Raw genomic sequence first — 18,904 nt, forward strand, 5'->3', positions numbered from 1 at the left:
GATGGTATCCCTGAACGGTACTTACGGTTTTATCCCATTCAACTCGCAATATTCCAGCCAGTCCATGCCGGCCATTTCCGCCACTTCCCGGTGCACTTCCAGGCGTTGCGCCTCATAGTCCTGGGGCGTGGCGGCGGTAAATTGCAACGTCAGTTCCCAAGCGAACAACTTCTGGCGTTCTGCTTCAGCTTCAAACGCTTCGTGCAGTCGTTCCTCGCGATACTGTGCCGCCGTTTCGCCCTTGGCCTGAGCCAACAGCGGGTTGAGGTGATCGAGTTCTTCGCGCAACCCGGGGCGTTCGTCGAGAAACCTTTTCAGTGCCAGCTCGTGTTGTTGTTCGGTTGCCGCCATGGTCGCTCCTTGAGTGGGGATTACGAAGACTGCTTCTTGCTGGCCTTGGCCGCTGCCGCCAGGCATTCGAGGGCAAACTGTTCGGTGTAGGTCATCTGGATCGGCGTGGTTTCGCCTTTGACGGTTCTTTCGCCGTCGAGGATGTAGCGAATCCGCTTGTCGGTGACGCCGATTCGCTTGGCGATCCAGGAAGGCGTCTGACCGATCTGGCTGATCAGCTTGTCGGCATATTCAGTGCTCGGTTTGTAGAACTCGGCATTAGGTGTCATCAGATTTCCAGTCAGGGGTGCGATGGGGCGTTATTGACGCGACAGGGTGCGCGAATCGTTGCGCGGTGTCGCGGTATAAATGAAGTAAAGCAGAACGATACGGGCTGCCGGGGTGATAAAGTCCGCTTTTTCCTGATGAGTGAATGCAATGCGAATTCTGATGGTGGCGCTGGCCGTGACGTTGCTGGCGGGATGCGCCGGCTCGACGATGAACGATGCCCGCACCAAGGCCCCGTACAAGACCCTGAAGTCGGAAAAACCGGGAAAAGACGTCGCCCAGTGCGTGCAGTTTTCCTGGCAGGACGAGGCCGTGTTCGGCGTCGATGCCGCTGCCTATCTGCAAGCTGGCGAGAAGGGCGGTACGACCGTCTACACCCGCTCGGCGGAGTCTTTCGTCGACGTGACCAGTGATGCCTCGGGCACGGTGTTGAGCTACTACGCACAGAAGGATGATTTCGTGGCCAAGCGCCGGCTGGCGGCGTTGGCGACTTGCCTGTGATCTGACGCTGTTCCCCCCCTGTAGGAGCGAGCTTGCTCGCGAAAAAAATCGGAACGCCGCGGGGTGTCAGGCATCCAGCGTTTTCGTTGACGACCATCGCGAGCAGGCTCGCTCCTACAGGGGGGGCGGTATGGGTCAGTAGCTCAGGCGCTTCTGGAAGAAGAAATGCTTGTGGCCCGGTGGATAGTCGGCAATGTGCCCGATCTCGCTGTAGCCGCACTTCCTGTAGAACGCTGGCGCCTGGAATTCAAAGGTGTCGAGCCAGAGTCCGACGCAGCGCCGTTCCCGCGCCAGGTCCTCGGCCATCTGCATCAGTTGCGAACCCAGGCCCTGTCCCCGGGCCTGTTCCGGCACCACCAGCAAGTCGATGTACAGCCACTGGTAAAACAATCGGCCATGCAGGCCGCCGAGGATCTCGTCGTTGTCGTCGCGCACCAGCAAGGCGATGTGCTCGGGCACGTTACCTTCGGCCTTCGAGCCATTGTAGGCGCGCAGCGGTTTGAGGATGGCCTGGCGTTGTTCTTCCGTGGGGTTTTGCGACAGTTCGATACGCAGGTTCATGGCTATGTCCTTATGGCATTGAAGCCGCAGCCTATCCCGGTTGCAGCGATTGTTCCATCCCTGGAAAAGTTGAACCGTCGCCAACGCGCGGCTTGCTTGGGGGGGGCAAGCGCTGTCCGTTTTCACTTATCATGCGCACCCTCAGACCAATAACAGGACGCGTTGTCATGTCGAACACGGCCGAACGGGTCAACATCGTCGAGTCTCAGGTGTTGTCCCACGACTGGTACCTGCTCAAGAAAATCACCTTCGATTACCAACGCAACAACGGCGAGTGGCAACGCCAGACCCGGGAAGTCTACGACCGTGGCAATGGCGCGGCGATTCTCCTGTACAACCGCGCAAAGCGAACCGTGGTGCTGACCCGGCAATTTCGCCTGCCGGTGTTCGTCAACGGTCACGATGGGTTGTTGATCGAAGTGGCAGCGGGACTGCTGGAAGGCGCGGCGCCTGAGGACCGCATCCGCGATGAGGCGGAGGAGGAGACGGGTTATCGCGTGCACCATGTGCAGAAGGTGTTCGAGGCGTACATGAGCCCGGGATCGGTGACGGAAAAATTGCACTTCTTCATTGCCGAATACGACGCGAAGTCGAAGGTCAGCGACGGCGGCGGGCTGGAGGCGGAAACCGAGGAGCTGGAAGTGCTGGAGTGGGCGTTCGAGGACGCGCTCGAAGCGTTTTACCGCGGCGAGATCTGCGACGCCAAGACCATCATGCTGTTGCAGTATGCGGCGATGAAAAACCTCTTCGCCCAATCCTGACAAACACCAACCTGTAGGAGCAGGCTTGCCAGCGATGGCGTCCTCAATTGCGATGCTGCACTCAAGACCGCCATCGCTGGCAAGCCAGCTCCTACAGGATCAAAAGCCTGGCAGTCGTGCAGTGCCAGGCCAGTGCCCGCCTTCAAGTGTCAGCAACAACTCCTTAGCCTCAAGCCCACCGGCAAACCCGGTGAGCTTGCCCGACGCGCCTATCACCCGGTGACACGGCGCCACGATCGAAATCGGGTTCTTGCCATTCGCCGCACCCACGGCCCTGACCGCCGTCGGGTTGCCGATCTGTTCGGCGATCTGGCTGTAGCTGCGGGTCTCGCCGAACGGGATGGTCAGCAGCGCCGCCCACACCTTCTTCTGAAATTCCGTGCCGGCAAAATCCAGTTCCAGTTCGAAGCGATCGCGGGTGCCGGAAAAATATTCGTGCAACTGCGTGGCCGTGCGCACCAGGATCGGGTTGTCCGGCGCTTCGCTCATCGGACCAAGGCGCACCCGACCGGGTTTGTCGTTTTCCCAGAGGATGGCCGCCAGTTGTGAGCCGTTCGCGACCAGCTTCAACTGGCCGACCGGGGAAGCCACGGTGATGCAGGTATAGGTCATGTCAGGGCTCGCGCGAAATTGCTGAACAGGCGTTAAGGATACTGTCTCGACGGGGAGGCGCAATACGTAATCCCGACCATACGTGGCTATGGCTTTTGAAGCGTTTTCCTACGAAATAACAAGAAGAGACCGACTCATGAAGTACGAACCTTTTGCCAAATCGCTGATTGCGACCTCATTGGCACTCAGCTGCCTGACCGCCCATGCCGCCTCCGTGGCCCCGGCTACCGGGTAAAACGGCATGGTGGTCACGGCCCAGCACCTGGCCAGCCATGTGGGTGTGGATGTGCTCAAGAACGGCGGCAACGCCGTGGATGCGGCGGTCGCGGCAGGCTATGCGCTGGCGGTGGTCTACCCCCGCGGCCGGCAACCTCGGCGGCGGTGGATTCATGACCATTCTGGAAGCCTTCACCACCAGCCCGGACACGGTGAAAATCCTCGAAAGCTGGGGGCACAAGTTTACTGGTCCCCAGGACGCCAACCACCTGGCGGCGATCCTGGTCGGCGCGCCATCCCTGGGTGGCAAACCGGTAGGCAAGAACCGTTTTTTCGGGGCCAACGACCCACGGCGCAATACCGGGTTGTCATTGGGTTATTGAGGCTTGTGTCTGGAGGGGGACGGGCTTATGTTCGTCCCCTGATCCCTCGACATATCAAGGAAGGAAATCATGACCACTGCGTTGTTAATCATCGACGTCCAGCAGGCTTTGTGTTCAGGCGAGTACGAGTGCTTCGAGATCAGGCGCGTCATCGACACCATCAACGCTCTCAGTGCCCGGGCTAGAAAGGCCGGCGTTCCGGTGGTGCTCATCCAGCACGAAGAAGAGGATGGTCTGTTGAAGCACGGTGTCCCAGGCTGGCAACTGGCCGAAGGACTGCAGACATCGCCCGAAGATCATCGCGTACGCAAAACCACTGGCGATTCGTTCTATCAGACCAACCTGCAACAGTTGGTGCCGGTACAGGACTTCGAACGCCTGGTCATCTGCGGTCTGCAAACCGATTATTGCGTCAATGCCACCGTGCGTCAGGCACTGAAACTGGGCTATGACGTGGTGCTGGCGGCTGACGCACATTCCACTGTCGACAACGGCAACCTTACCGCCGAAGACATCATTGCCGAGCACAACAAGGACCTGGCACACCTGACCGGCTCCGTGGCGCGGATCGATGTGATACCGGCCAAGGACATTCAACTCTGAATCTCCCACATTCCCCTGTAGGAGCGGGCTTGCTCGCGAAGGCGCCATTACAGCCAATATCGATGCTGACTGACCCGCCGCTTTCGCGGGCAAGCCCGCTCCCACAGGGATCGCATTGCACACACACACACACATGCCAGGCCCACCAAATGAACTGTGGGAGCTGGCTTGCCAGCGATGAGGCCAGCACATTCAACATGGATGTCGGCTGACCTGGCGCCATCGCGGGCAAGCCCACACACAGTATTTTCCGTTGCCCGCAGATTCTGTGTACACCCACTAACCCTGTCACGGCGCGCTGGACGCCATTCCCGGCGCTATGGCATCGTCCAGGCAACAGATCATGCCATGAACGGGATCGCAAAGATGGAGGAGGGAAACAAGGTCGACGACAACAGGTCGCTGGCAACGCTGAAGGCATTCAATCATTGCGTATTGCACTTGGGGCGGCTGGCACGGGAAAGCGGGGCGTCGCGGTTCATCGCCGACGGCCTGCAGGCATTCGGTCAACTGGTGCCCTTCGCGTCTGCCTGGTGGGGCGAAATGTCTTCACCCGGTCCCAATGTACCTCCGCAAAGCTGGATGCATGGAAGCATCAATCTCCCCGAATCCTTTGTCGCCGAATGGCATCCGGTGGCGGCAAACGATCAGTTCTCCCACGCCACGCTCAATCGTCCCGGTGAGGTGGTGCGTGACAGTGGTTTCAACGACCCTTGCGAGGCGGTCAACGATTTCGCCCGGCGCCACGATCTCTATCACTTGATGAGCATCACCTTTGAGCTGCCCGAAAGCGGCATGATGTTTTTCGTCTGTCTCTACCGTGGTCAGGATGAACAGGCGTTCGAGGGGAACGAAGCCGAGCTGTTTTCGGCGTTCTGTGATCACCTGTTCCAGCTGTGGCGGTTTCAGGTGCAGGACATGATTCGCTTCGACAGCGAAAACGGCGCGAGTGACTTTGGCGTGGCACGCTTGGACGGCAGTCTGCTGTATGTCGGGGCCAGGCTGTGCGCCGCCATTCAACGCGAATTACCGGGCTGGAGCGGTTCAATGCTGCCGGGCGAGGTGGTCGCGCAACTGCCAAAGGCACCCTGCGTGATCCGCCTGGGCCGCTGCGCCCTGACCCTGAGCCCCAACGCCGAACACGTCATCCTGTCCCTCGATGCGCCATCCGGCGGGGACGGCCTGGCGCCACGGGAGCGCACGGCGGCGATGCTGTTCGCCGCCGGTCACTCTTACAAAGAGATCGCCAAAATCCTCGCCCTGAGCCCCTCTACCGTGCGCACCTATTTGCGTAACTGCTACTTGCAGCTCGGTGTGAAAAGCAAGGTGGAGCTGGGCTCCGTCCTGCGTTCGCCGGGTGCGCTGGCGGAGTCCGCGCGCCGGGACTGATCCCGGCCGTTTCAATTATTTGCCTGACCCCTCCTCATTTGCAGAGGTCCATTCGCGTGCTGCGCCCTATAGGGTAGGCCCTGTCTATACAAGGGCTTGTGCAGTCGCTTCGGGCCGCTTCAAAACAATAAGAACAGGGGTGAGGCATTTGAGACTTTCCAGGTTGTTCATCGCCGTTGCGTCGACAACGGCATTTTCCGGCATGGCGTTGGCGGCGACACCCGCCGACACGGTCATGCGTAATGGCTACGTCTACACCGTCGATGGCCAGAATTCCGTGCAACAGGCCATTGCCATTTCGGGCGGCAAGATCGTCTATGTCGGCAGCGATACCGGGGTCGCTGGCTTCATCGGCAAGCAAACACAACTGATCGACCTGGCCGGGCGCATGCTGATGCCGGGCTTCGTCGATGCGCACATGCACCCGGGGGATGGCGGTCGCGCCATGACCTTGTGTGACCTGAAATACCAGACCCTGACCCGCGCGCAGTTTCAGGCGAGCATTCAGGCCTGCCTCGATGCCGACAAGGACAAGGGCCCGGATGTCTGGCTGGAGGTCGGAAGCTGGGACCGCATGGGCATGACCGGGCTCGACGGCGATGCCGACAAATCGACCCTGGACGCGCTCAAGACCAGGCGCCCGATCCAGGTGCGTTCCACTGACTTCCACACGGTGCTGACCAACTCTCGTGGCCTGGAATTGGCCGGGATCAACAAGCACACTGCCGATCCGGAAGACGGCAAATACCGACGTGACAGCGCCGGCAACCCGAACGGTATCTGCGAAGACGGCGCCGCCGAATCGATGGCCGCCGTGGTGCCGCCGGCGACCGACGCGGAAAAACTCACCCAGATTCGAGCGGCCCTCGACGCCATGCGCCAGCAAGGCATCACCAGTTTCTTCGATGCGCTGTCGGGGCCGGAAAACGGCAAAGCCTTCACCCGCCTGCAAAAGTCCGGCGAACTGACCGCCCGGGCCTTGCTGGCGATCAAGCTGGACCCGGCCGCCGCTGCCGCCGACCCGGTGAAAACCATCGCCGAGGCCAAGGCCCTGGCCAGCACCTACGACCAGGGTGAAGTGAAGGTCGTGCCGGGCGTGAACATGCGCCACGTCAAACTGTTCATGGACGGCATCATCAATGCCCCGGCGGACACCGGTGCCATGTTGACGCCGTATCTGCACAACAGCGGCACCGACCAGGCGCCGAAGTGGACGCCGGGCAAGAACCTGGGTGAACTGTACTTCCCGCCGCAAGTGCTCAATCCGCTGTTGCTGCAAGCGGTCAAGGCCGGTTTCGATCCGCACCTGCACGCCACCGGCGAGCGCGCGGTACGCGATGCGCTGGACAGCGTCGCCTACGTGCGCAAGGCGCTGCCCGGTCAAGACTTCCGCCCGGCCATCGCGCACGCCGAGTCAGTCGATCCTGCCGACTATTCGCGCTTCAAGGCACTGGACGTCACGGCCACCATGTCGTTCCAGTGGGCGCAGCAGGCACCGTCCACGGTCGACGGCACCAGTGATCACCTTGGCGCCGAGCGATTCGAGCGCATGGAACCTTCGGGCAGCATCGCCCATGCCGGCGGCCGCGTGGCGTTTGGCAGCGATTGGCCGGTCGATCCCCTCGATGAGTTCCTGGCGCTGAAAGTCGGTGTCACCCGCTCCGGCGATCCCACCAATCCACACAGCTATGGGCCGAAGTATGCCGGGCGACTCAACGCCGATCCGGCGCTGTCGCGAGCCGAAGTGCTACGCAGCATCACCCTCAGTTCCGCCGAACAGCTGAAGCTGGACGCGGTGCTGGGGTCGGTCGAAGTCGGCAAGTTCGCTGACCTGATCGTGCTCGACAAGAACTTCATGCAGGTGCCCGAGGAGGAGCTGGGGCGCAACGACGTGCTGCTGACGCTGGTCGGCGGCAAGGTCGTGTGGGCCAAGGCGCCGTTCCTCGGGCTTGCGCCACAGGTGGTTTCCCAAGTCGTCAGTTCCCGATCCGTCCAATAAAAACCAGAGAGCGTTCCGATGCGATTGATTCCAAACCTGTTGGCCGCCGCGCTGGCCTTGTCGTCGGTGCAGGCCATGGCCGCCGCTGACCTGGTGTTGTTCAACGGCAAAGTCTTTACCGCCGAACCCGGCCAGGCGCTGGTGGAGGCTGTTGCGGTGCAAGACGGCAAGATTCTGAAAGTGGGCAGCGATGCCGAAATTAATGCCCTGGCCGATGCCGGGACCCAGCGTATCGACCTGGCGGGCAAGGTGCTGATGCCAGGCATGATCGACACCCACAGCCACCCGGTGGTGGGGGCGTTCGACAGCATGAAGGCCAACCTGCTGGACGAAGTCAAACCGATGCCGGAACTTGAGCAGTGGTTGATTGAACAAGACAAGGCCGGGCGTGCCCGGTCCGGCGATGTGATCAGCGTCGCCGGGGTCAGCTCGGCCTACTGGGAGAAAAGCCGTGAGCTGGGCAAGGTGTTCAATCAGGGGCGCTGGGCCGATCAGCCGATTGTCTTCAGCGGCATCGACGGGCACACCGGTTGGGCCAACAACGCGATGCTCAAACGCCTGAACATCGATGCGGCACTGGTCAAGAGCCTGCCGGAAAAAGAGCGCGGCTACATCGGCCATGAAGCAGACTTCACCCCTAACGGCTACTTTGCCGAATCCCGTTGGGACGTGGTGCGCAACGGGATTCCGGCGCCTACCCCGGAGGCCATGCTCAAGGCCGCTCGCGAGGCGGTGAAGATCAACAATCAATTCGGCGTCACCGCCTGGATGGACGCGGCGGCGAACGGCGGCAGTGAAGATTCGCTGTTCGATTTCCATGCCACCGCGCAAAGTGTCGGCGTACTGCCGCTGTACAAGGAGCTGGCGAAGAACGGCGAACTCAGTGCCCACGTCGCCGCGTTGATGGTCACCAATCCGAAGAGCAAACCCGCCGACCTGGAAGTGATCGCCACCGTGATGAAGCAATTCGAGGGCGTGCCAAACCTGACGTTCCCCGGCATCAAGGTGTTTGTCGACGGCATTCTCGAATTCCCGGGGCAAACCGCAGCGGTCATCGTGCCGTTCAAGAACAGCCATAAAAATGGTCAGTTGCTGACCGACCCGGCGCACTTCGGTGAACTGGTGGTGGCGGCGGAAAAACGCGGCTGGATCGTGCACATGCACGCCGTCGGCGACCGCGCGGTGCGTGAAGCGCTCAATGGCGTGGCGTATGCGCGCAAGCTCAGCCCGACACCTGTACCCCACAGCATCGCGCACCTGCAACTGGTCAACCCCAAGGAGTTTCCGCGCTTCAAGCAACTGGGCGTGATCGCCTCGATGCAACTGCTGTGGGCCACTGGCGAGTCCTACACCGTCGAACTGGTCAAGCCTTACATCAGCGCCTTTGCCTACGGCTACCAGTATCCCGCGCGGTCCCTGCATAACGCCGGCGCGACGATTGCCGGTGGCAGCGACTGGCCGGTGTCGAGCGCCAATCCGTTCAACGCCATTGCCCAGGCCAGCACGCGCAAAGGTCCGTTGGGCGTACTCAATGCCAAGGAAAGCATCGACCGCCAGACCATGTTCTACGCCTACACCCTCAACGCGGCGAAAACCCTGCGCCTTGATCGGCAGATCGGTTCGCTGGCACCGGGCAAGCAGGCCGACCTGATCATCCTCGACCGCGATGTGTTCAAGGTCAGCGATGACGAGCTGTTCGAAACCAAAGTCCTGAACACCTTCTTCGCCGGCAAGCAGGTCTACGCCCCCGCGTCCTGACCTGCGCGCGCCCCGACACACGTAATAACCGCCAGCCCCTCGCAGCGCGAGGGGTGTGGCATCGCCATGCCTGAAATTCCCCGTACGCCATAACAACAAGAGAATTGTATGAACGCATTTTCAGCATTGACCCTCGCTACGCTGGCCTTGGCTCCGTTGACCAGCCAGGCCCTGGTCCTCAACGATGATTTCAGCCTGGACATGACCCTGGGTGTCGTCAGCGACTACCGTTCCCGCGGTATCTCGCAAAGCCTGGGCGATCCGGCCGTGCAGGGCGGCGCGACACTGATGCACGGCAGCGGCTTGTACATCGGTGCCTGGACTTCCAGCGTGGATTTCGGCGGCGACTTCGATACCCGCCAGGAGCTTGAGTACTATGCCGGTTACTACTGGCAGGCGACGGACGCGATCAGTCTCGATCTGGGCTACATCAAGTACGACTACCCGAAGAATTCCGAATTCAACCTGAGCGAGATCTACGCCATTCTCGACGTCTATGGCGTGAAGCTCGGCGCCTATTACTCGAACGATACACCGAACGTTTTCGGCGAAGACCAGGACACGCTCTACACCTACGTCGGCTACAAGTTCACGCTGCCGGCCGAAGTCGGCCTGGAGCTGCGGGTGGGGCGCAACGATGTGAAAGACCCGGCTTTCTGGTCCGCCAACGGCGACAACCGCGAGGCTTATTACGAATGGGAAGCCAAGTTGACCCGCGACTTTGTCGGCGTGACCTGGGGCCTGAGCTACGTCGACACCGACTTGTCGAAAAGCGAGTGCAGCAGTTGGTACGGCTATGACGACCTTTGTTCGGCAACGATTGTCGCCAGCGCAACCAAGACTTTCTAAGTTCAACCCCGACAACAAAAACAGTTCCTCAAAGGAAACACCCTCATGAGTGCGCAACGCAGTCCCCTGATCGAGACCCGCTCGATCGATTTCATTCCCGAGGCTGAGCGTCACGGCAGTCTCTACAGCCAGTTCACCCTGTGGCTCGGCGCCAACCTGCAAATCACCGCCATCGTCACCGGCGCCCTCGCCGTGGTACTGGGCGGCGATGTGTTCTGGTCGCTGATCGGCTTGCTGGTGGGGCAGTTGTTCGGCGGTGCCGTGGTGGCGCTGCACGCGGCGCAAGGGCCCAAGCTCGGGCTGCCGCAGATGATCTCCAGCCGCGTGCAGTTCGGGGTGTATGGCGCGGCGATCCCGATCGTTCTGGTGTGCCTGATGTACCTCGGTTTCAGCGCCACCGGCGCGGTGCTGTCGGGGCAGGCGATTGCGCAGCTGATCAGTGTCAGCGACAGCGCCGGCATCCTGATTTTCGCGGCGAGCATCGCGTTCCTGACGATCTTCGGTTATCGGGTGATTCACCTGGTGGGGCGGGTGGCCAGCGTGCTGGGCATCATCGCGTTCGCCTACCTGTTCACCCGGTTGATGACCCTCAACGACATCGGCCTGCTGCTCGACAACCGTCATTTCGGCTGGAGCACCTTCCTGCTGGCGGTGTCGCTCTCGGCGTCCTGGCAGATCGCCTTCGGCCCTTATGTGGCGGACTACTCGCGCTACCTGCCGAGCAAGACCTCGTCGTGGAAAACCTTCGCCGCCGTCGGTCTCGGCACCGTATTGGGGGCTCAGGCTTCGATGGTGCTGGGGGTGTTCGCCGCCGCGTTGGCCGGGGCGAATTTCCGCGGGCATGAAGTGGCGACCATTGTCGGTCTGGGCAGTAGCGGTGTGATCGCGGCCTTGCTGTACCTGAGCATTGTGTTCGGCAAGGTCACGGTGTCCACCCTCAACGCCTACGGCAGCTTCATGTGCGTGGCGACCATCCTCAGCGGCTTCCGTCGCCGCCTGGAAATCACCGCCCGCCAGCGCATGCTGTTCGTGCTGCTGATCGTCGCGGCATCCACTGCGCTGGCGTTGCTCGGGCAGTACTCGTTCCTCAACTCGTTCAAGTACTTCATCCTGTTCTTGCTGACGTTCTTCACACCCTGGAGCGCGATCAACCTGGTGGATTACTACTTCATCAACAAGGAGCGTTACGACATCCCGGCACTGTCCGACCCTGCAGGGCGCTACGGTCGCTGGAACGTGTTGGGGATCAGCGTCTATGTGATCGGCGTATTGATCCAGTTGCCCTTTGTCGATACCCACTTCTATTCCGGGCCAATGGTTGCGCAACTGGGCGGCGTGGATATTTCCTGGATCGTCGGGCTGTTGGTGCCGGGTGTGATCTATTACGCGCTGGCCAAGCCGTCGATGAGTGCGGTGGCCGTTGAGCGGGGTTGATACCGGCATTTGTGGCGAGGGAGCAGTTGATTAACGCTTCGGCAGTTCCCAGCGCTGGCGCAACTGTTCGTACTGCGCTTCAGGCAGTTGCACCAGCACCGGGGATTTGCCCGGGTCCAGCCAGTTGAACAACCGCGCGATATCTGCCGGGGCCATGGCGGTACAGCCGCGAGTCGGTGCCGTGGGGCCGCGCCAGATGTGGAAGAAAATGCACGATCCGGCGGCGGGAGTGGCCAGGGTGTTGTGCCGGATGAATATGCCCTGGCGGTACAAGTCATCACTGCGGCGCATGCGTTCGGAACTGCTCCAGTCTCTTGCAACGGCCGAGCTGTCGACCAATGCGTTGTAGTGAGCCGATTGGCTGTCGTCCACGCATTCGATGGTCGCTGTCAGCGGCAGGTAGGGCAGGCGGGTATTGGTCGAAGGTTCGTAGCCAAACGCCGTGCCCAGACCGAACACTCCAGCCGGGGCCTTGCCGTCGCCTTCCTGTTTGACCGGCCCTTCAGGTCGCCCGGGGTTGAGTTGGCCCTTACCCCAGCCCATGCCGTTCTTGCCGAGCACCACCGCAAACGGAGCTTCGAACTTTTCAAAGGACTTGCCGCGCCGTTCATAGCGCTGGGCAGTGGCCTGGATGTCATCCCAGCTTTTGCTGGTGACCACGATCAGTTGATCGCTGCCGTCGAGCCCCTGTGCCATGGCGATCAGTGGAAACAACAGCAGCAACAGGGTCTTGATCAGCTTGTTCATGGTATCAACGGTGTGATGGGGAAGTTCATGACGTCCGGCTTCTGTGCATTCCCGTTATAGGTGAAGTGCCACCACTCGGCCGAATAACCCACAAAGCCCTGTTTTTGCATCGCGTCGTTGAGCCGCTGTCGGTTGGCTTTGGCTATCGCACTGATCTGCGTCGAGTCCGTATGCGCACGCTCATCGAAGCAATCGAAACCGGTGCCCATGTCGAGTGCGCCGTCGTGCCAGCGCTGGCCGTAGGGTGCGGTGCAATCCACCGGCGTGGCCGCAGGTGTCCAGGTGTCGGCGGGCAGGGCGTCGGGGCCGGTCAGGGTCAGGTCGACGGTGTTGCCCCGGGAATGATTGGACACCCGGGCGACATAACCCAGGCGCCAGAAGTCTTGCTTGTCGACCCGTGGGTAGAACTCGGTCTTGAGCGGGTCGCCGGGTTCTGTGGCAAAGCGGCCCATGTCTGCCACCGCACGCTGGGGGCGATAGCAATCGAACACCTTTAAGCCGTAGCCCTCGGCTTCAAGCGCCGTTTGCACCCGGGCCAGGGCGTTGGCGGCATCTGCCGACAGCAAACATTCTGCCGCCAGGTAGCCGTCGAGCGGGTGCCCGGTGAAGTTGTGGGCGCTGGCGTAGCGGATGTCCTGCGCGATGCCCGGGGCAACGCTGCGCACATACACCATGTGCCCGGGTTTCGGCTCGTCGGCCATGCACGGCAGGGCAAGGCTCAGGCACAGCATCGACAGACAGGGTGAACGAAACATCGGGAACGGCTCCATGCATGACCAGTCACCTCATCATGGCTTGAAACCGTCTGCACCTCCATGAAGTTGTTGATCGGCGTGATAGGACGAACGCACCAGCGGCCCCGACGCCACGTTCTTGAAGCCCATGCGCGTGCCTTCCTCGGCGAACCAGGCAAAGGTGTCCGGGTGCACGAAACGCTGTACCGGCAGGTGACTGCGCGAGGGTTGCAGGTACTGGCCGAGAGTCAGCATGTCGATGTCGTGCTCGCGCATGCGCTGCATGACCTCGATGACTTCCTCGTCGGTCTCGCCCAGGCCCAGCATCAGGCCGGATTTGGTCGGTACCCGGGGCACGGCGAGCTTGAATTTTTGCAGCAGGTCCAGTGACCACTCGAAGTCCGAGCCCGGCCGCGCTGCCTTGTACAGGCGCGGAACGGTTTCCAGGTTGTGGTTGAACACATCCGGTGGCTCATCGGCGGTGATCGCCAGGGCCACGTCCATGCGTCCACGATAATCCGGCACCAGGGTTTCCAGTTGCACGCCGGGCGACAGCTTGCGGATCTCGCGCAGGCAATCGACAAAGTGTTGGGCACCACCGTCGCGCAAATCGTCGCGGTCCACCGAGGTGATCACCACGTACTTCAGGCGCAGTTCGGCGATGGCCACGGCCAGGTTCATTGGCTCGTTGACGTCCAGCGGCTTGGGCCGGCCATGGCCGACATCGCAGAACGGGCAGCGACGGGTGCAGATGTCGCCCATGATCATGAAGGTCGCGGTGCCGCCGGAGAAACATTCACCGAGGTTCGGGCACGAGGCTTCTTCGCAGACGCTGTGCAGCTTGTGCTTGCGCAACAGTTGCTTGATCCGCTCGACCTCGGGAGAGACCGGCATGCGCACACGAATCCAGTCGGGTTTGCGCGGGAACTCATCCGTGGGAATGATCTTCACCGGAATCCGCGCCACCTTTTGCGCGCCGCGCAGTTTGGTGCCGACCTCCACTTTGGCCGGGCTGTTGCCGGTCGACTCGACATTGGCGTTCATCGTTGTTTCCTTGTGCAACAGCTATTCAGGGAGCGGCACGGAACCTGTGGGAGCGGGCAAGCCCGCTCCCACAGTGTTCTATGTTGTGTTATCAGTCGCGGTAGACCGGGAAGTCCGCGCACAGGGCAGCAGCTTGTTGAGCGACCTGAGCTTCCACATCGGCATCGCCGAGGTGATCGAGGATGTCGCAGATCCACCCGGCCAACGCAATGCTCTGCGACTCCTTGAAGCCACGACTGGTGATTGCCGGCGTACCGATGCGCAGGCCGGACGTCACGAACGGCGACTGCGGATCGTTGGGCACGGCGTTCTTGTTCACGGTGATGCCGGCGCGGCCGAGGGCGGCGTCGGCGTCCTTGCCGGTCAGGCCCTGGCGGATCAGGCTGACCAGGAACAGATGGTTGTCGGTGCCGCCGGACACCACGTCATAACCGCGCTCGATAAACACTTGCGCCATGGCCTGGGCGTTACGGATCACTTGCGTCTGATAGGTCTTGAAGCCTGGCTCCAGGGCTTCCTTGAAGCACACCGCCTTGGCGGCGATCACGTGCATCAGCGGGCCACCCTGACCGCCGGGGAACACTGCGGCGTTGAGTTTTTTCTCGAGCTCCGCATTGGCTTTGGCCAGAATCAGACCGCCACGCGGACCGCGCAGGGTCTTGTGTGTGGTGGTGGTGACCACGTCGGCGTAGGGCAGGGGATTGGGGTACAGACCCGTGGCCACCAGGCCGGCGACGTGGGCCATGTCGACGAAGAAGTACGCGCCGACCTTGTCCGCGATCTGACGGAAGCGCGGGAAGTCCAGGGTCTTCGAATAGGCCGAGAACCCGGCGATGATCATCTTCGGCTGGTGCTCGACAGCCAGGCGCTCGACTTCGTCGTAATCGATCAGGCCCGTGGTGGTGTCGATGCCGTACTGCACGGCGTTGTACAGCTTGCCGGAAAAACTCACCTTGGCGCCGTGAGTCAGGTGACCGCCATGGGCCAGGCTCATGCCGAGCACGGTGTCGCCGGCTTGCAGCAGGGCCAGATAAACCGCCGCGTTGGCCTGGCTGCCGGAGTGCGGCTGGACGTTGGCGTAATCGGCGCCGAACAGTTGTTTGGCGCGGTCGATGGCCAGTTGCTCGACCACATCGACGTGCTCGCAGCCGCCGTAGTAGCGCTTGCCCGGATAGCCTTCGGCATACTTGTTGGTCAGGCCGCTGCCCTGGGCTTGCATCACCCGCTGGCTGGTGTAGTTTTCCGAGGCGATCAGTTCGATATGGTGTTCCTGCCGCGCGTCCTCGGCGTTCATCGCCGCCAGCAGTTCTTCGTCATAGCCTTGGATCTGGTCGTGCTTGCTGAACATGGTGTGGTCCTTTTTCGGATTCGGGAAATGCCCAGGGGGCTTCAAGCGTCGGCGTGTTCTGCGGTCAGGCGTTCATAGGCGTCTTGATCAAGTAGATCGCTCAACGCCTGGACATCGACCGGTTTGAAGCGAAAGAACCAGCCTTCGCCCAATGGGTCTTCGTTGACCAGTTCCGGAGTGCTCTCGAGCGTCACATTGATCTCGACCACTTCACCCTCCAGCGGCATGCCGATACTGCTGGCGGCTTTCACCGATTCCAGTACCGACACTTCAGCGCCTGCAGCGAAGGCGCCCAATTCAGGGACCTGAACGAACACCACATCCCCCAGCGCCTGCTGGGCAAACGCCGTGATGCCGACGGTGACCAGGCCATTGCTCTCAAGGCGCAGCCATTCGTGATCGGCGGTAAAACGCAATTGGCTCATATCAACTCCTTATTGTTTTAAGGCTCGAGGCGGGGCGACGAGCGGGGTTGGAGGAGTGAAAGCAAGGGCGGTGCCAAGGTTGCTTAGTTGTTATAAAACAATGTCTTGAGAGATTTTTGTGATATTCGTGGCATCTCGCCCGTATTGAAATCAATACAGACAGGCAAGGCCTTGGATGCAGGCACCGTGATTGCTGGCAGGGAAGGGTGTGTATCGATTTCGCGACGCTGTATCGATTTGCAGACAAAGAATTCAGCTACAACACAAACCACTGTGGGAGCGGGCTTGCCCGCGATGGCTGACTGACATTCAACATTGATGTTGGCTGATCCACCGCCATCGCGGGCAAGCCCGCTCCCACAGGGTTCAGTGCTGTCAGAGAGGATCCTCAGGCCTTACCGGGAATCCCGTACTTGCGCAATCGAATCGCGATGGCGCTATGGGACGTCTGCAGCCGCGCAGCGAGCAACCGGCTGGACGGGTAGCTGCGATATAGCTGTTCCAGCAGGTTCTTTTCAAAGTCGCCCACAGCCTCTTCCAGGCTGCCGACTTCGCCGTCGTTTTGCCGTTCAACCGCAGTGCGGGCGATGTCGAGGTCGTCGATGTCCACCAGCGGATTTTCGCAAATCGCCGCCGCGCGAAAGATCACGTTTTGCAGTTGCCGCACGTTGCCCGGCCAGCGGTTGCCGAGCAGGGCGCTGAAGGTGCTCGGTGCCAAACGACACGCCGGTCGCTGGATCTGCGCACAGGCCTGTTGCATGAAGTGATTGGCCATCAGCAGGATGTCGTGACCGCGCTCGCGCAGCGGCGGTACTTGCAGGTTGAGCACGTTGAGGCGGTAGAACAGGTCTTCGCGAAAACGCCCTTCGGCGACCATTTTTTCCAGGTCGCGGTGGGTCGCGCTGAGCACCCGCACATTGACCCGGACTTCCTTGTCGCCACCCACCCGACGGAAGCAGCCATCGCTCAGAAAACGCAGCAGTTTGGCTTGCAGGTAGGGCGACATTTCCCCGACTTCATCGAGGAACACCGTGCCCTGATCGGCCAGTTCCAGCAGGCCGAGCTTGCCGCCCCGTTGCGCGCCGGTGAAGGCGCCGGGGGCGTAGCCGAACAGTTCGCTTTCGGCCAGGCTCTCCGGCAGTGCCGCACAGTTCAGGGCCAGAAACGGCGCATCATGCCGTGGGCTGATGGCGTGGCAGGCGCGGGCCACCAGTTCCTTGCCGGTGCCGGTTTCACCCTGGATCAAGAGCGGTGCATCCAGGGCCGCCACCCGTTGCGCACGCGCCTTGAGCGCGCGGATCGGCGGTGATTCGCCGAGCAGCGCATCGAAGCCTTCGGCATGGTCATGGTGCAGCGCCGACAGGCGTTCACCGATGCGATTGGGTTGATACAGGGTGAGCAGGGCGCCGGCGTCGGTGATCGGCATCGCGTCGAGGAGAAACGTCTGGCCACCGAGACTGACCTCGTGCATGGGCAGGCGGAAATGGTGATCGATCAGGATGCGTTGCAAGTCGGCATCGTCGAACAGCGCGGTCAGCGATTCACCGGCCGGTTCGCGCCCGCAGAGGGCGATCAGCGCCGGGTTGGCCAACAGCACATGGCCACGGTCATCCACCGCCAGCACCGGGTCGGAACTGGCGGCCAGCAAGGCGTCCAGTTGCAGGCGCCGGCGTTGCCCCGGAAGGATGTCGACCAGGGTCACCGCTTGCACGCCGCGTACGTCGAAAAGCGCCTCTCGCAGTTCTTCGAGCACGTCGGCGCTGAGGGTCGGGGCGTCGATGTAGACGTTCGGCGGCACCATCTCGACGGCGTCCAGGTTGAAACTGCGTCCACCGAGCAGTGCCAGCACTTCCTGGGTGATTCCGACGCGGTCGATGAAGGTGACGTGGATGCGCATGACGGGCCTGCAAGGTTGACGAACCGAATCAGTATGCCCGGCAAAATTTCAATTTGGCGAGTGTCACATCACGGCCTGGCGGTTTTGCGGGCGCTGGCGGCCAGGTCCTCGAGGAACGCCTGGAGGATCGGCGGCGGTGCCACGCCGCGTCGGGTGATCACGTCGAACGGCGACTTCAGGCGCAGGCTCGCGGGCGCCAGTTGATGCATCTCGCCGCTCTTCACCCACTGGCTGGCGAAGTGCTCGGGCAGGAAGCCCACATAGGCGCCGGAAATGATCAGGATGGCCGACGCCTCGATGTTGTCCACGGTGGCCGCCGCCTTGGTGATGCCCAGGTGTTCCAGGTCGTATTGCTGCATGTAGCCACGCACGACGATGCGCCCCGCGCCGACTTCTTCGAGCAGTTCGGCGCCCTCGGCCTGGCTGCCGAACAACGGGTGTCGCCGGCCGCAATACAAGCCCAGGGCTTCCTGGTACAGCGGCGCTTGCAACAGGCCCGGCACATGGATCGGGAAGTGCCCGATGGCGAGATGAAGTCGACCGTCGAGCACCCGTTCTTCGAGTTCCGCCGGGGTGCCGACGTACACGTTCAGGTGCACGTCATGCCCGCGGGAGACGAAGCGCTGGGTGGTGCGCGGAATCGGTGAATCGGGGTCGGTGATCGTGGTATCGATGATCCCCAGGTTGAGCTTGCCGCTGATGTGCTGCTTGAGCACATCGGCGTCCATGCAGAAGTTCTCCACTGCCGACAGCAGGCGCTGGGTGGCTTCATGAATCGCCACGCCTTGTTCGGTCAGGCGAAAGCCACTGCGCCCGCGCTGGCAGAGTTTGACGCCGAGCCGGGTTTCCAGGTGGGTCATCTGCTCGCTGATGGTCGACTGTCCGGCATTCAACGCCGCCTGCGCGGCCGAGAAGCCACCGCAGCGCACAATCGTGGCAAACACCCTGAGCAGTTTCAGGTCGACATCGTGCAGCTGGATCATCTGGGACCTCCGGCAGGGGGATGCATCGGGAATGCCGATATG

At 61.6% G+C, this 18,904-nt stretch carries 20 protein-coding genes and 1 pseudogene; 10 read left to right on the plus strand and 11 right to left on the minus strand.

The features are described from left to right. Window positions 1–21 precede the first annotated feature (21 nt). Entirely contained in the window at window positions 22–351 is a 330-nt protein-coding gene (locus tag PMI31_RS00770; protein ID WP_008015569.1) for a DUF6388 family protein, read from the minus strand. Between the two features lie 20 nt (window positions 352–371). Then, complete coding sequence (locus PMI31_RS00775) at window positions 372–620, minus strand: hypothetical protein (RefSeq protein WP_008015571.1); 249 nt, start codon at window positions 618–620, stop codon at window positions 372–374. A gap of 148 nt (window positions 621–768) precedes the next feature. Here PMI31_RS00775 and PMI31_RS00780 point away from each other — a divergent pair, with 148 nt between their 5' ends. Further along, a complete protein-coding gene (locus PMI31_RS00780) occupies window positions 769–1,119 on the plus strand; it encodes a hypothetical protein (protein WP_008015572.1) in 351 nt (116 codons plus the stop codon). A 135-nt stretch (window positions 1,120–1,254) separates the two neighbouring features. On the opposite strand, the gene PMI31_RS00785 is transcribed toward PMI31_RS00780, so the two are convergent. Next, the gene (locus PMI31_RS00785; protein WP_008015573.1) at window positions 1,255–1,680 is read right to left on the minus strand and encodes a GNAT family N-acetyltransferase; all 426 of its coding nucleotides are present in this window, start codon (window positions 1,678–1,680) and stop codon (window positions 1,255–1,257) included. A 167-nt stretch (window positions 1,681–1,847) separates the two neighbouring features. Here PMI31_RS00785 and PMI31_RS00790 point away from each other — a divergent pair, with 167 nt between their 5' ends. Then, window positions 1,848–2,441, plus strand: coding sequence for an NUDIX domain-containing protein (locus PMI31_RS00790; protein WP_008015574.1), 594 nt, complete (start codon window positions 1,848–1,850; stop codon window positions 2,439–2,441). 99 nt (window positions 2,442–2,540) lie between these two features. On the opposite strand, the gene PMI31_RS00795 is transcribed toward PMI31_RS00790, so the two are convergent. Further along, window positions 2,541–3,053, minus strand: a complete 513-nt coding sequence (locus tag PMI31_RS00795; RefSeq protein WP_008015576.1) for a methylated-DNA--[protein]-cysteine S-methyltransferase — start codon at window positions 3,051–3,053, stop codon at window positions 2,541–2,543. 136 nt (window positions 3,054–3,189) lie between these two features. Here PMI31_RS00795 and PMI31_RS31145 point away from each other — a divergent pair. The 8 genes and pseudogenes from PMI31_RS31145 to PMI31_RS00830 form a co-directional block, all read left to right on the plus strand. Continuing rightward, window positions 3,190–3,451 (plus strand): annotated as a pseudogene (locus PMI31_RS31145) (gamma-glutamyltransferase); the annotation flags it as partial. Further along, window positions 3,443–3,652 (plus strand): hypothetical protein, encoded by a 210-nt coding sequence (locus tag PMI31_RS31745; protein ID WP_008015578.1) that lies wholly within the window; start codon window positions 3,443–3,445, stop codon window positions 3,650–3,652. The pseudogene PMI31_RS31145 and the gene PMI31_RS31745, both read left to right, overlap by 9 nt. A 69-nt stretch (window positions 3,653–3,721) precedes the next feature. Beyond that, entirely contained in the window at window positions 3,722–4,255 is a 534-nt protein-coding gene (locus PMI31_RS00805; RefSeq protein ID WP_008015579.1) for a cysteine hydrolase family protein, read from the plus strand. A 366-nt stretch (window positions 4,256–4,621) separates the two neighbouring features. Then, a complete protein-coding gene (locus PMI31_RS00810) occupies window positions 4,622–5,644 on the plus strand; it encodes a helix-turn-helix transcriptional regulator (RefSeq protein ID WP_008015580.1) in 1,023 nt (340 codons plus the stop codon). A gap of 202 nt (window positions 5,645–5,846) precedes the next feature. Next, on the plus strand, window positions 5,847–7,643 hold the full coding sequence (locus PMI31_RS00815) for an amidohydrolase (RefSeq protein ID WP_008015581.1): 1,797 nt from the start codon (window positions 5,847–5,849) through the stop codon (window positions 7,641–7,643). An 18-nt stretch (window positions 7,644–7,661) separates the two neighbouring features. Continuing rightward, window positions 7,662–9,401 carry an amidohydrolase gene (locus PMI31_RS00820; protein ID WP_008015582.1) on the plus strand — a complete coding sequence of 580 codons (1,740 nt, stop codon included), beginning with the start codon at window positions 7,662–7,664 and terminating at the stop codon, window positions 9,399–9,401. 108 nt (window positions 9,402–9,509) lie between these two features. Then, window positions 9,510–10,250: a TorF family putative porin gene (locus PMI31_RS00825; RefSeq protein ID WP_008015587.1), complete on the plus strand. Its 741-nt coding sequence runs from the start codon at window positions 9,510–9,512 to the stop codon at window positions 10,248–10,250. Between the two features lie 45 nt (window positions 10,251–10,295). Further along, window positions 10,296–11,684: a purine-cytosine permease family protein gene (locus tag PMI31_RS00830; RefSeq protein WP_008015588.1), complete on the plus strand. Its 1,389-nt coding sequence runs from the start codon at window positions 10,296–10,298 to the stop codon at window positions 11,682–11,684. A 30-nt stretch (window positions 11,685–11,714) separates the two neighbouring features. Here the strand turns inward: PMI31_RS00830 and PMI31_RS00835 are convergent, their stop codons facing one another. From PMI31_RS00835 to PMI31_RS00865, 7 genes are all read right to left on the minus strand, one after another. Continuing rightward, window positions 11,715–12,431: a L,D-transpeptidase family protein gene (locus PMI31_RS00835; RefSeq protein WP_008015589.1), complete on the minus strand. Its 717-nt coding sequence runs from the start codon at window positions 12,429–12,431 to the stop codon at window positions 11,715–11,717. Further along, window positions 12,428–13,186, minus strand: a complete 759-nt coding sequence (locus tag PMI31_RS00840) for a M15 family metallopeptidase (RefSeq protein ID WP_008015590.1) — start codon at window positions 13,184–13,186, stop codon at window positions 12,428–12,430. The genes PMI31_RS00835 and PMI31_RS00840 overlap by 4 nt, the downstream gene beginning before the upstream one ends. A 33-nt stretch (window positions 13,187–13,219) precedes the next feature. Next, window positions 13,220–14,209, minus strand: coding sequence for a lipoyl synthase (lipA, locus tag PMI31_RS00845; RefSeq protein ID WP_008015593.1), 990 nt, complete (start codon window positions 14,207–14,209; stop codon window positions 13,220–13,222). A gap of 91 nt (window positions 14,210–14,300) precedes the next feature. Next, window positions 14,301–15,557, minus strand: a complete 1,257-nt coding sequence (gene glyA / locus PMI31_RS00850) for a serine hydroxymethyltransferase (protein WP_008015594.1) — start codon at window positions 15,555–15,557, stop codon at window positions 14,301–14,303. A gap of 41 nt (window positions 15,558–15,598) precedes the next feature. Then, entirely contained in the window at window positions 15,599–15,982 is a 384-nt protein-coding gene (gcvH, locus tag PMI31_RS00855; RefSeq protein ID WP_008015595.1) for a glycine cleavage system protein GcvH, read from the minus strand. 388 nt (window positions 15,983–16,370) lie between these two features. Next, window positions 16,371–17,879: a sigma-54-dependent transcriptional regulator gene (locus PMI31_RS00860; RefSeq protein ID WP_008015597.1), complete on the minus strand. Its 1,509-nt coding sequence runs from the start codon at window positions 17,877–17,879 to the stop codon at window positions 16,371–16,373. Between the two features lie 68 nt (window positions 17,880–17,947). Beyond that, the gene (locus PMI31_RS00865; protein ID WP_008015598.1) at window positions 17,948–18,862 is read right to left on the minus strand and encodes a LysR family transcriptional regulator; all 915 of its coding nucleotides are present in this window, start codon (window positions 18,860–18,862) and stop codon (window positions 17,948–17,950) included. Between the last annotated feature and the right edge of the window lie 42 nt (window positions 18,863–18,904).

Origin of the sequence: Pseudomonas sp. GM55 (assembly GCF_000282395.1) — a bacterium.
Lineage (GTDB): Bacteria > Pseudomonadota > Gammaproteobacteria > Pseudomonadales > Pseudomonadaceae > Aquipseudomonas > Aquipseudomonas fluorescens_CC.

Bases quoted from the DNA above. Each gene is read 5' to 3' on its own strand.
- PMI31_RS00770 (WP_008015569.1), bottom strand. From the start codon at position 351: ATGGCGGCAACCGAACAACAACACGAGCTGGCACTGAAAAGGTTTCTC.
- PMI31_RS00775 (WP_008015571.1), bottom strand. From the start codon at position 620: ATGACACCTAATGCCGAGTTCTACAAACCGAGCACTGAATATGCCGAC.
- PMI31_RS00780 (WP_008015572.1), top strand. From the start codon at position 769: ATGCGAATTCTGATGGTGGCGCTGGCCGTGACGTTGCTGGCGGGATGC.
- PMI31_RS00785 (WP_008015573.1), bottom strand. From the start codon at position 1,680: ATGAACCTGCGTATCGAACTGTCGCAAAACCCCACGGAAGAACAACGC.
- PMI31_RS00790 (WP_008015574.1), top strand. From the start codon at position 1,848: ATGTCGAACACGGCCGAACGGGTCAACATCGTCGAGTCTCAGGTGTTG.
- PMI31_RS00795 (WP_008015576.1), bottom strand. From the start codon at position 3,053: ATGACCTATACCTGCATCACCGTGGCTTCCCCGGTCGGCCAGTTGAAG.
- PMI31_RS31745 (WP_008015578.1), top strand. From the start codon at position 3,443: ATGACCATTCTGGAAGCCTTCACCACCAGCCCGGACACGGTGAAAATC.
- PMI31_RS00805 (WP_008015579.1), top strand. From the start codon at position 3,722: ATGACCACTGCGTTGTTAATCATCGACGTCCAGCAGGCTTTGTGTTCA.
- PMI31_RS00810 (WP_008015580.1), top strand. From the start codon at position 4,622: ATGGAGGAGGGAAACAAGGTCGACGACAACAGGTCGCTGGCAACGCTG.
- PMI31_RS00815 (WP_008015581.1), top strand. From the start codon at position 5,847: ATGGCGTTGGCGGCGACACCCGCCGACACGGTCATGCGTAATGGCTAC.
- PMI31_RS00820 (WP_008015582.1), top strand. From the start codon at position 7,662: ATGCGATTGATTCCAAACCTGTTGGCCGCCGCGCTGGCCTTGTCGTCG.
- PMI31_RS00825 (WP_008015587.1), top strand. From the start codon at position 9,510: ATGAACGCATTTTCAGCATTGACCCTCGCTACGCTGGCCTTGGCTCCG.
- PMI31_RS00830 (WP_008015588.1), top strand. From the start codon at position 10,296: ATGAGTGCGCAACGCAGTCCCCTGATCGAGACCCGCTCGATCGATTTC.
- PMI31_RS00835 (WP_008015589.1), bottom strand. From the start codon at position 12,431: ATGAACAAGCTGATCAAGACCCTGTTGCTGCTGTTGTTTCCACTGATC.
- PMI31_RS00840 (WP_008015590.1), bottom strand. From the start codon at position 13,186: ATGTTTCGTTCACCCTGTCTGTCGATGCTGTGCCTGAGCCTTGCCCTG.
- lipA (WP_008015593.1), bottom strand. From the start codon at position 14,209: ATGAACGCCAATGTCGAGTCGACCGGCAACAGCCCGGCCAAAGTGGAG.
- glyA (WP_008015594.1), bottom strand. From the start codon at position 15,557: ATGTTCAGCAAGCACGACCAGATCCAAGGCTATGACGAAGAACTGCTG.
- gcvH (WP_008015595.1), bottom strand. From the start codon at position 15,982: ATGAGCCAATTGCGTTTTACCGCCGATCACGAATGGCTGCGCCTTGAG.
- PMI31_RS00860 (WP_008015597.1), bottom strand. From the start codon at position 17,879: ATGCGCATCCACGTCACCTTCATCGACCGCGTCGGAATCACCCAGGAA.
- PMI31_RS00865 (WP_008015598.1), bottom strand. From the start codon at position 18,862: ATGATCCAGCTGCACGATGTCGACCTGAAACTGCTCAGGGTGTTTGCC.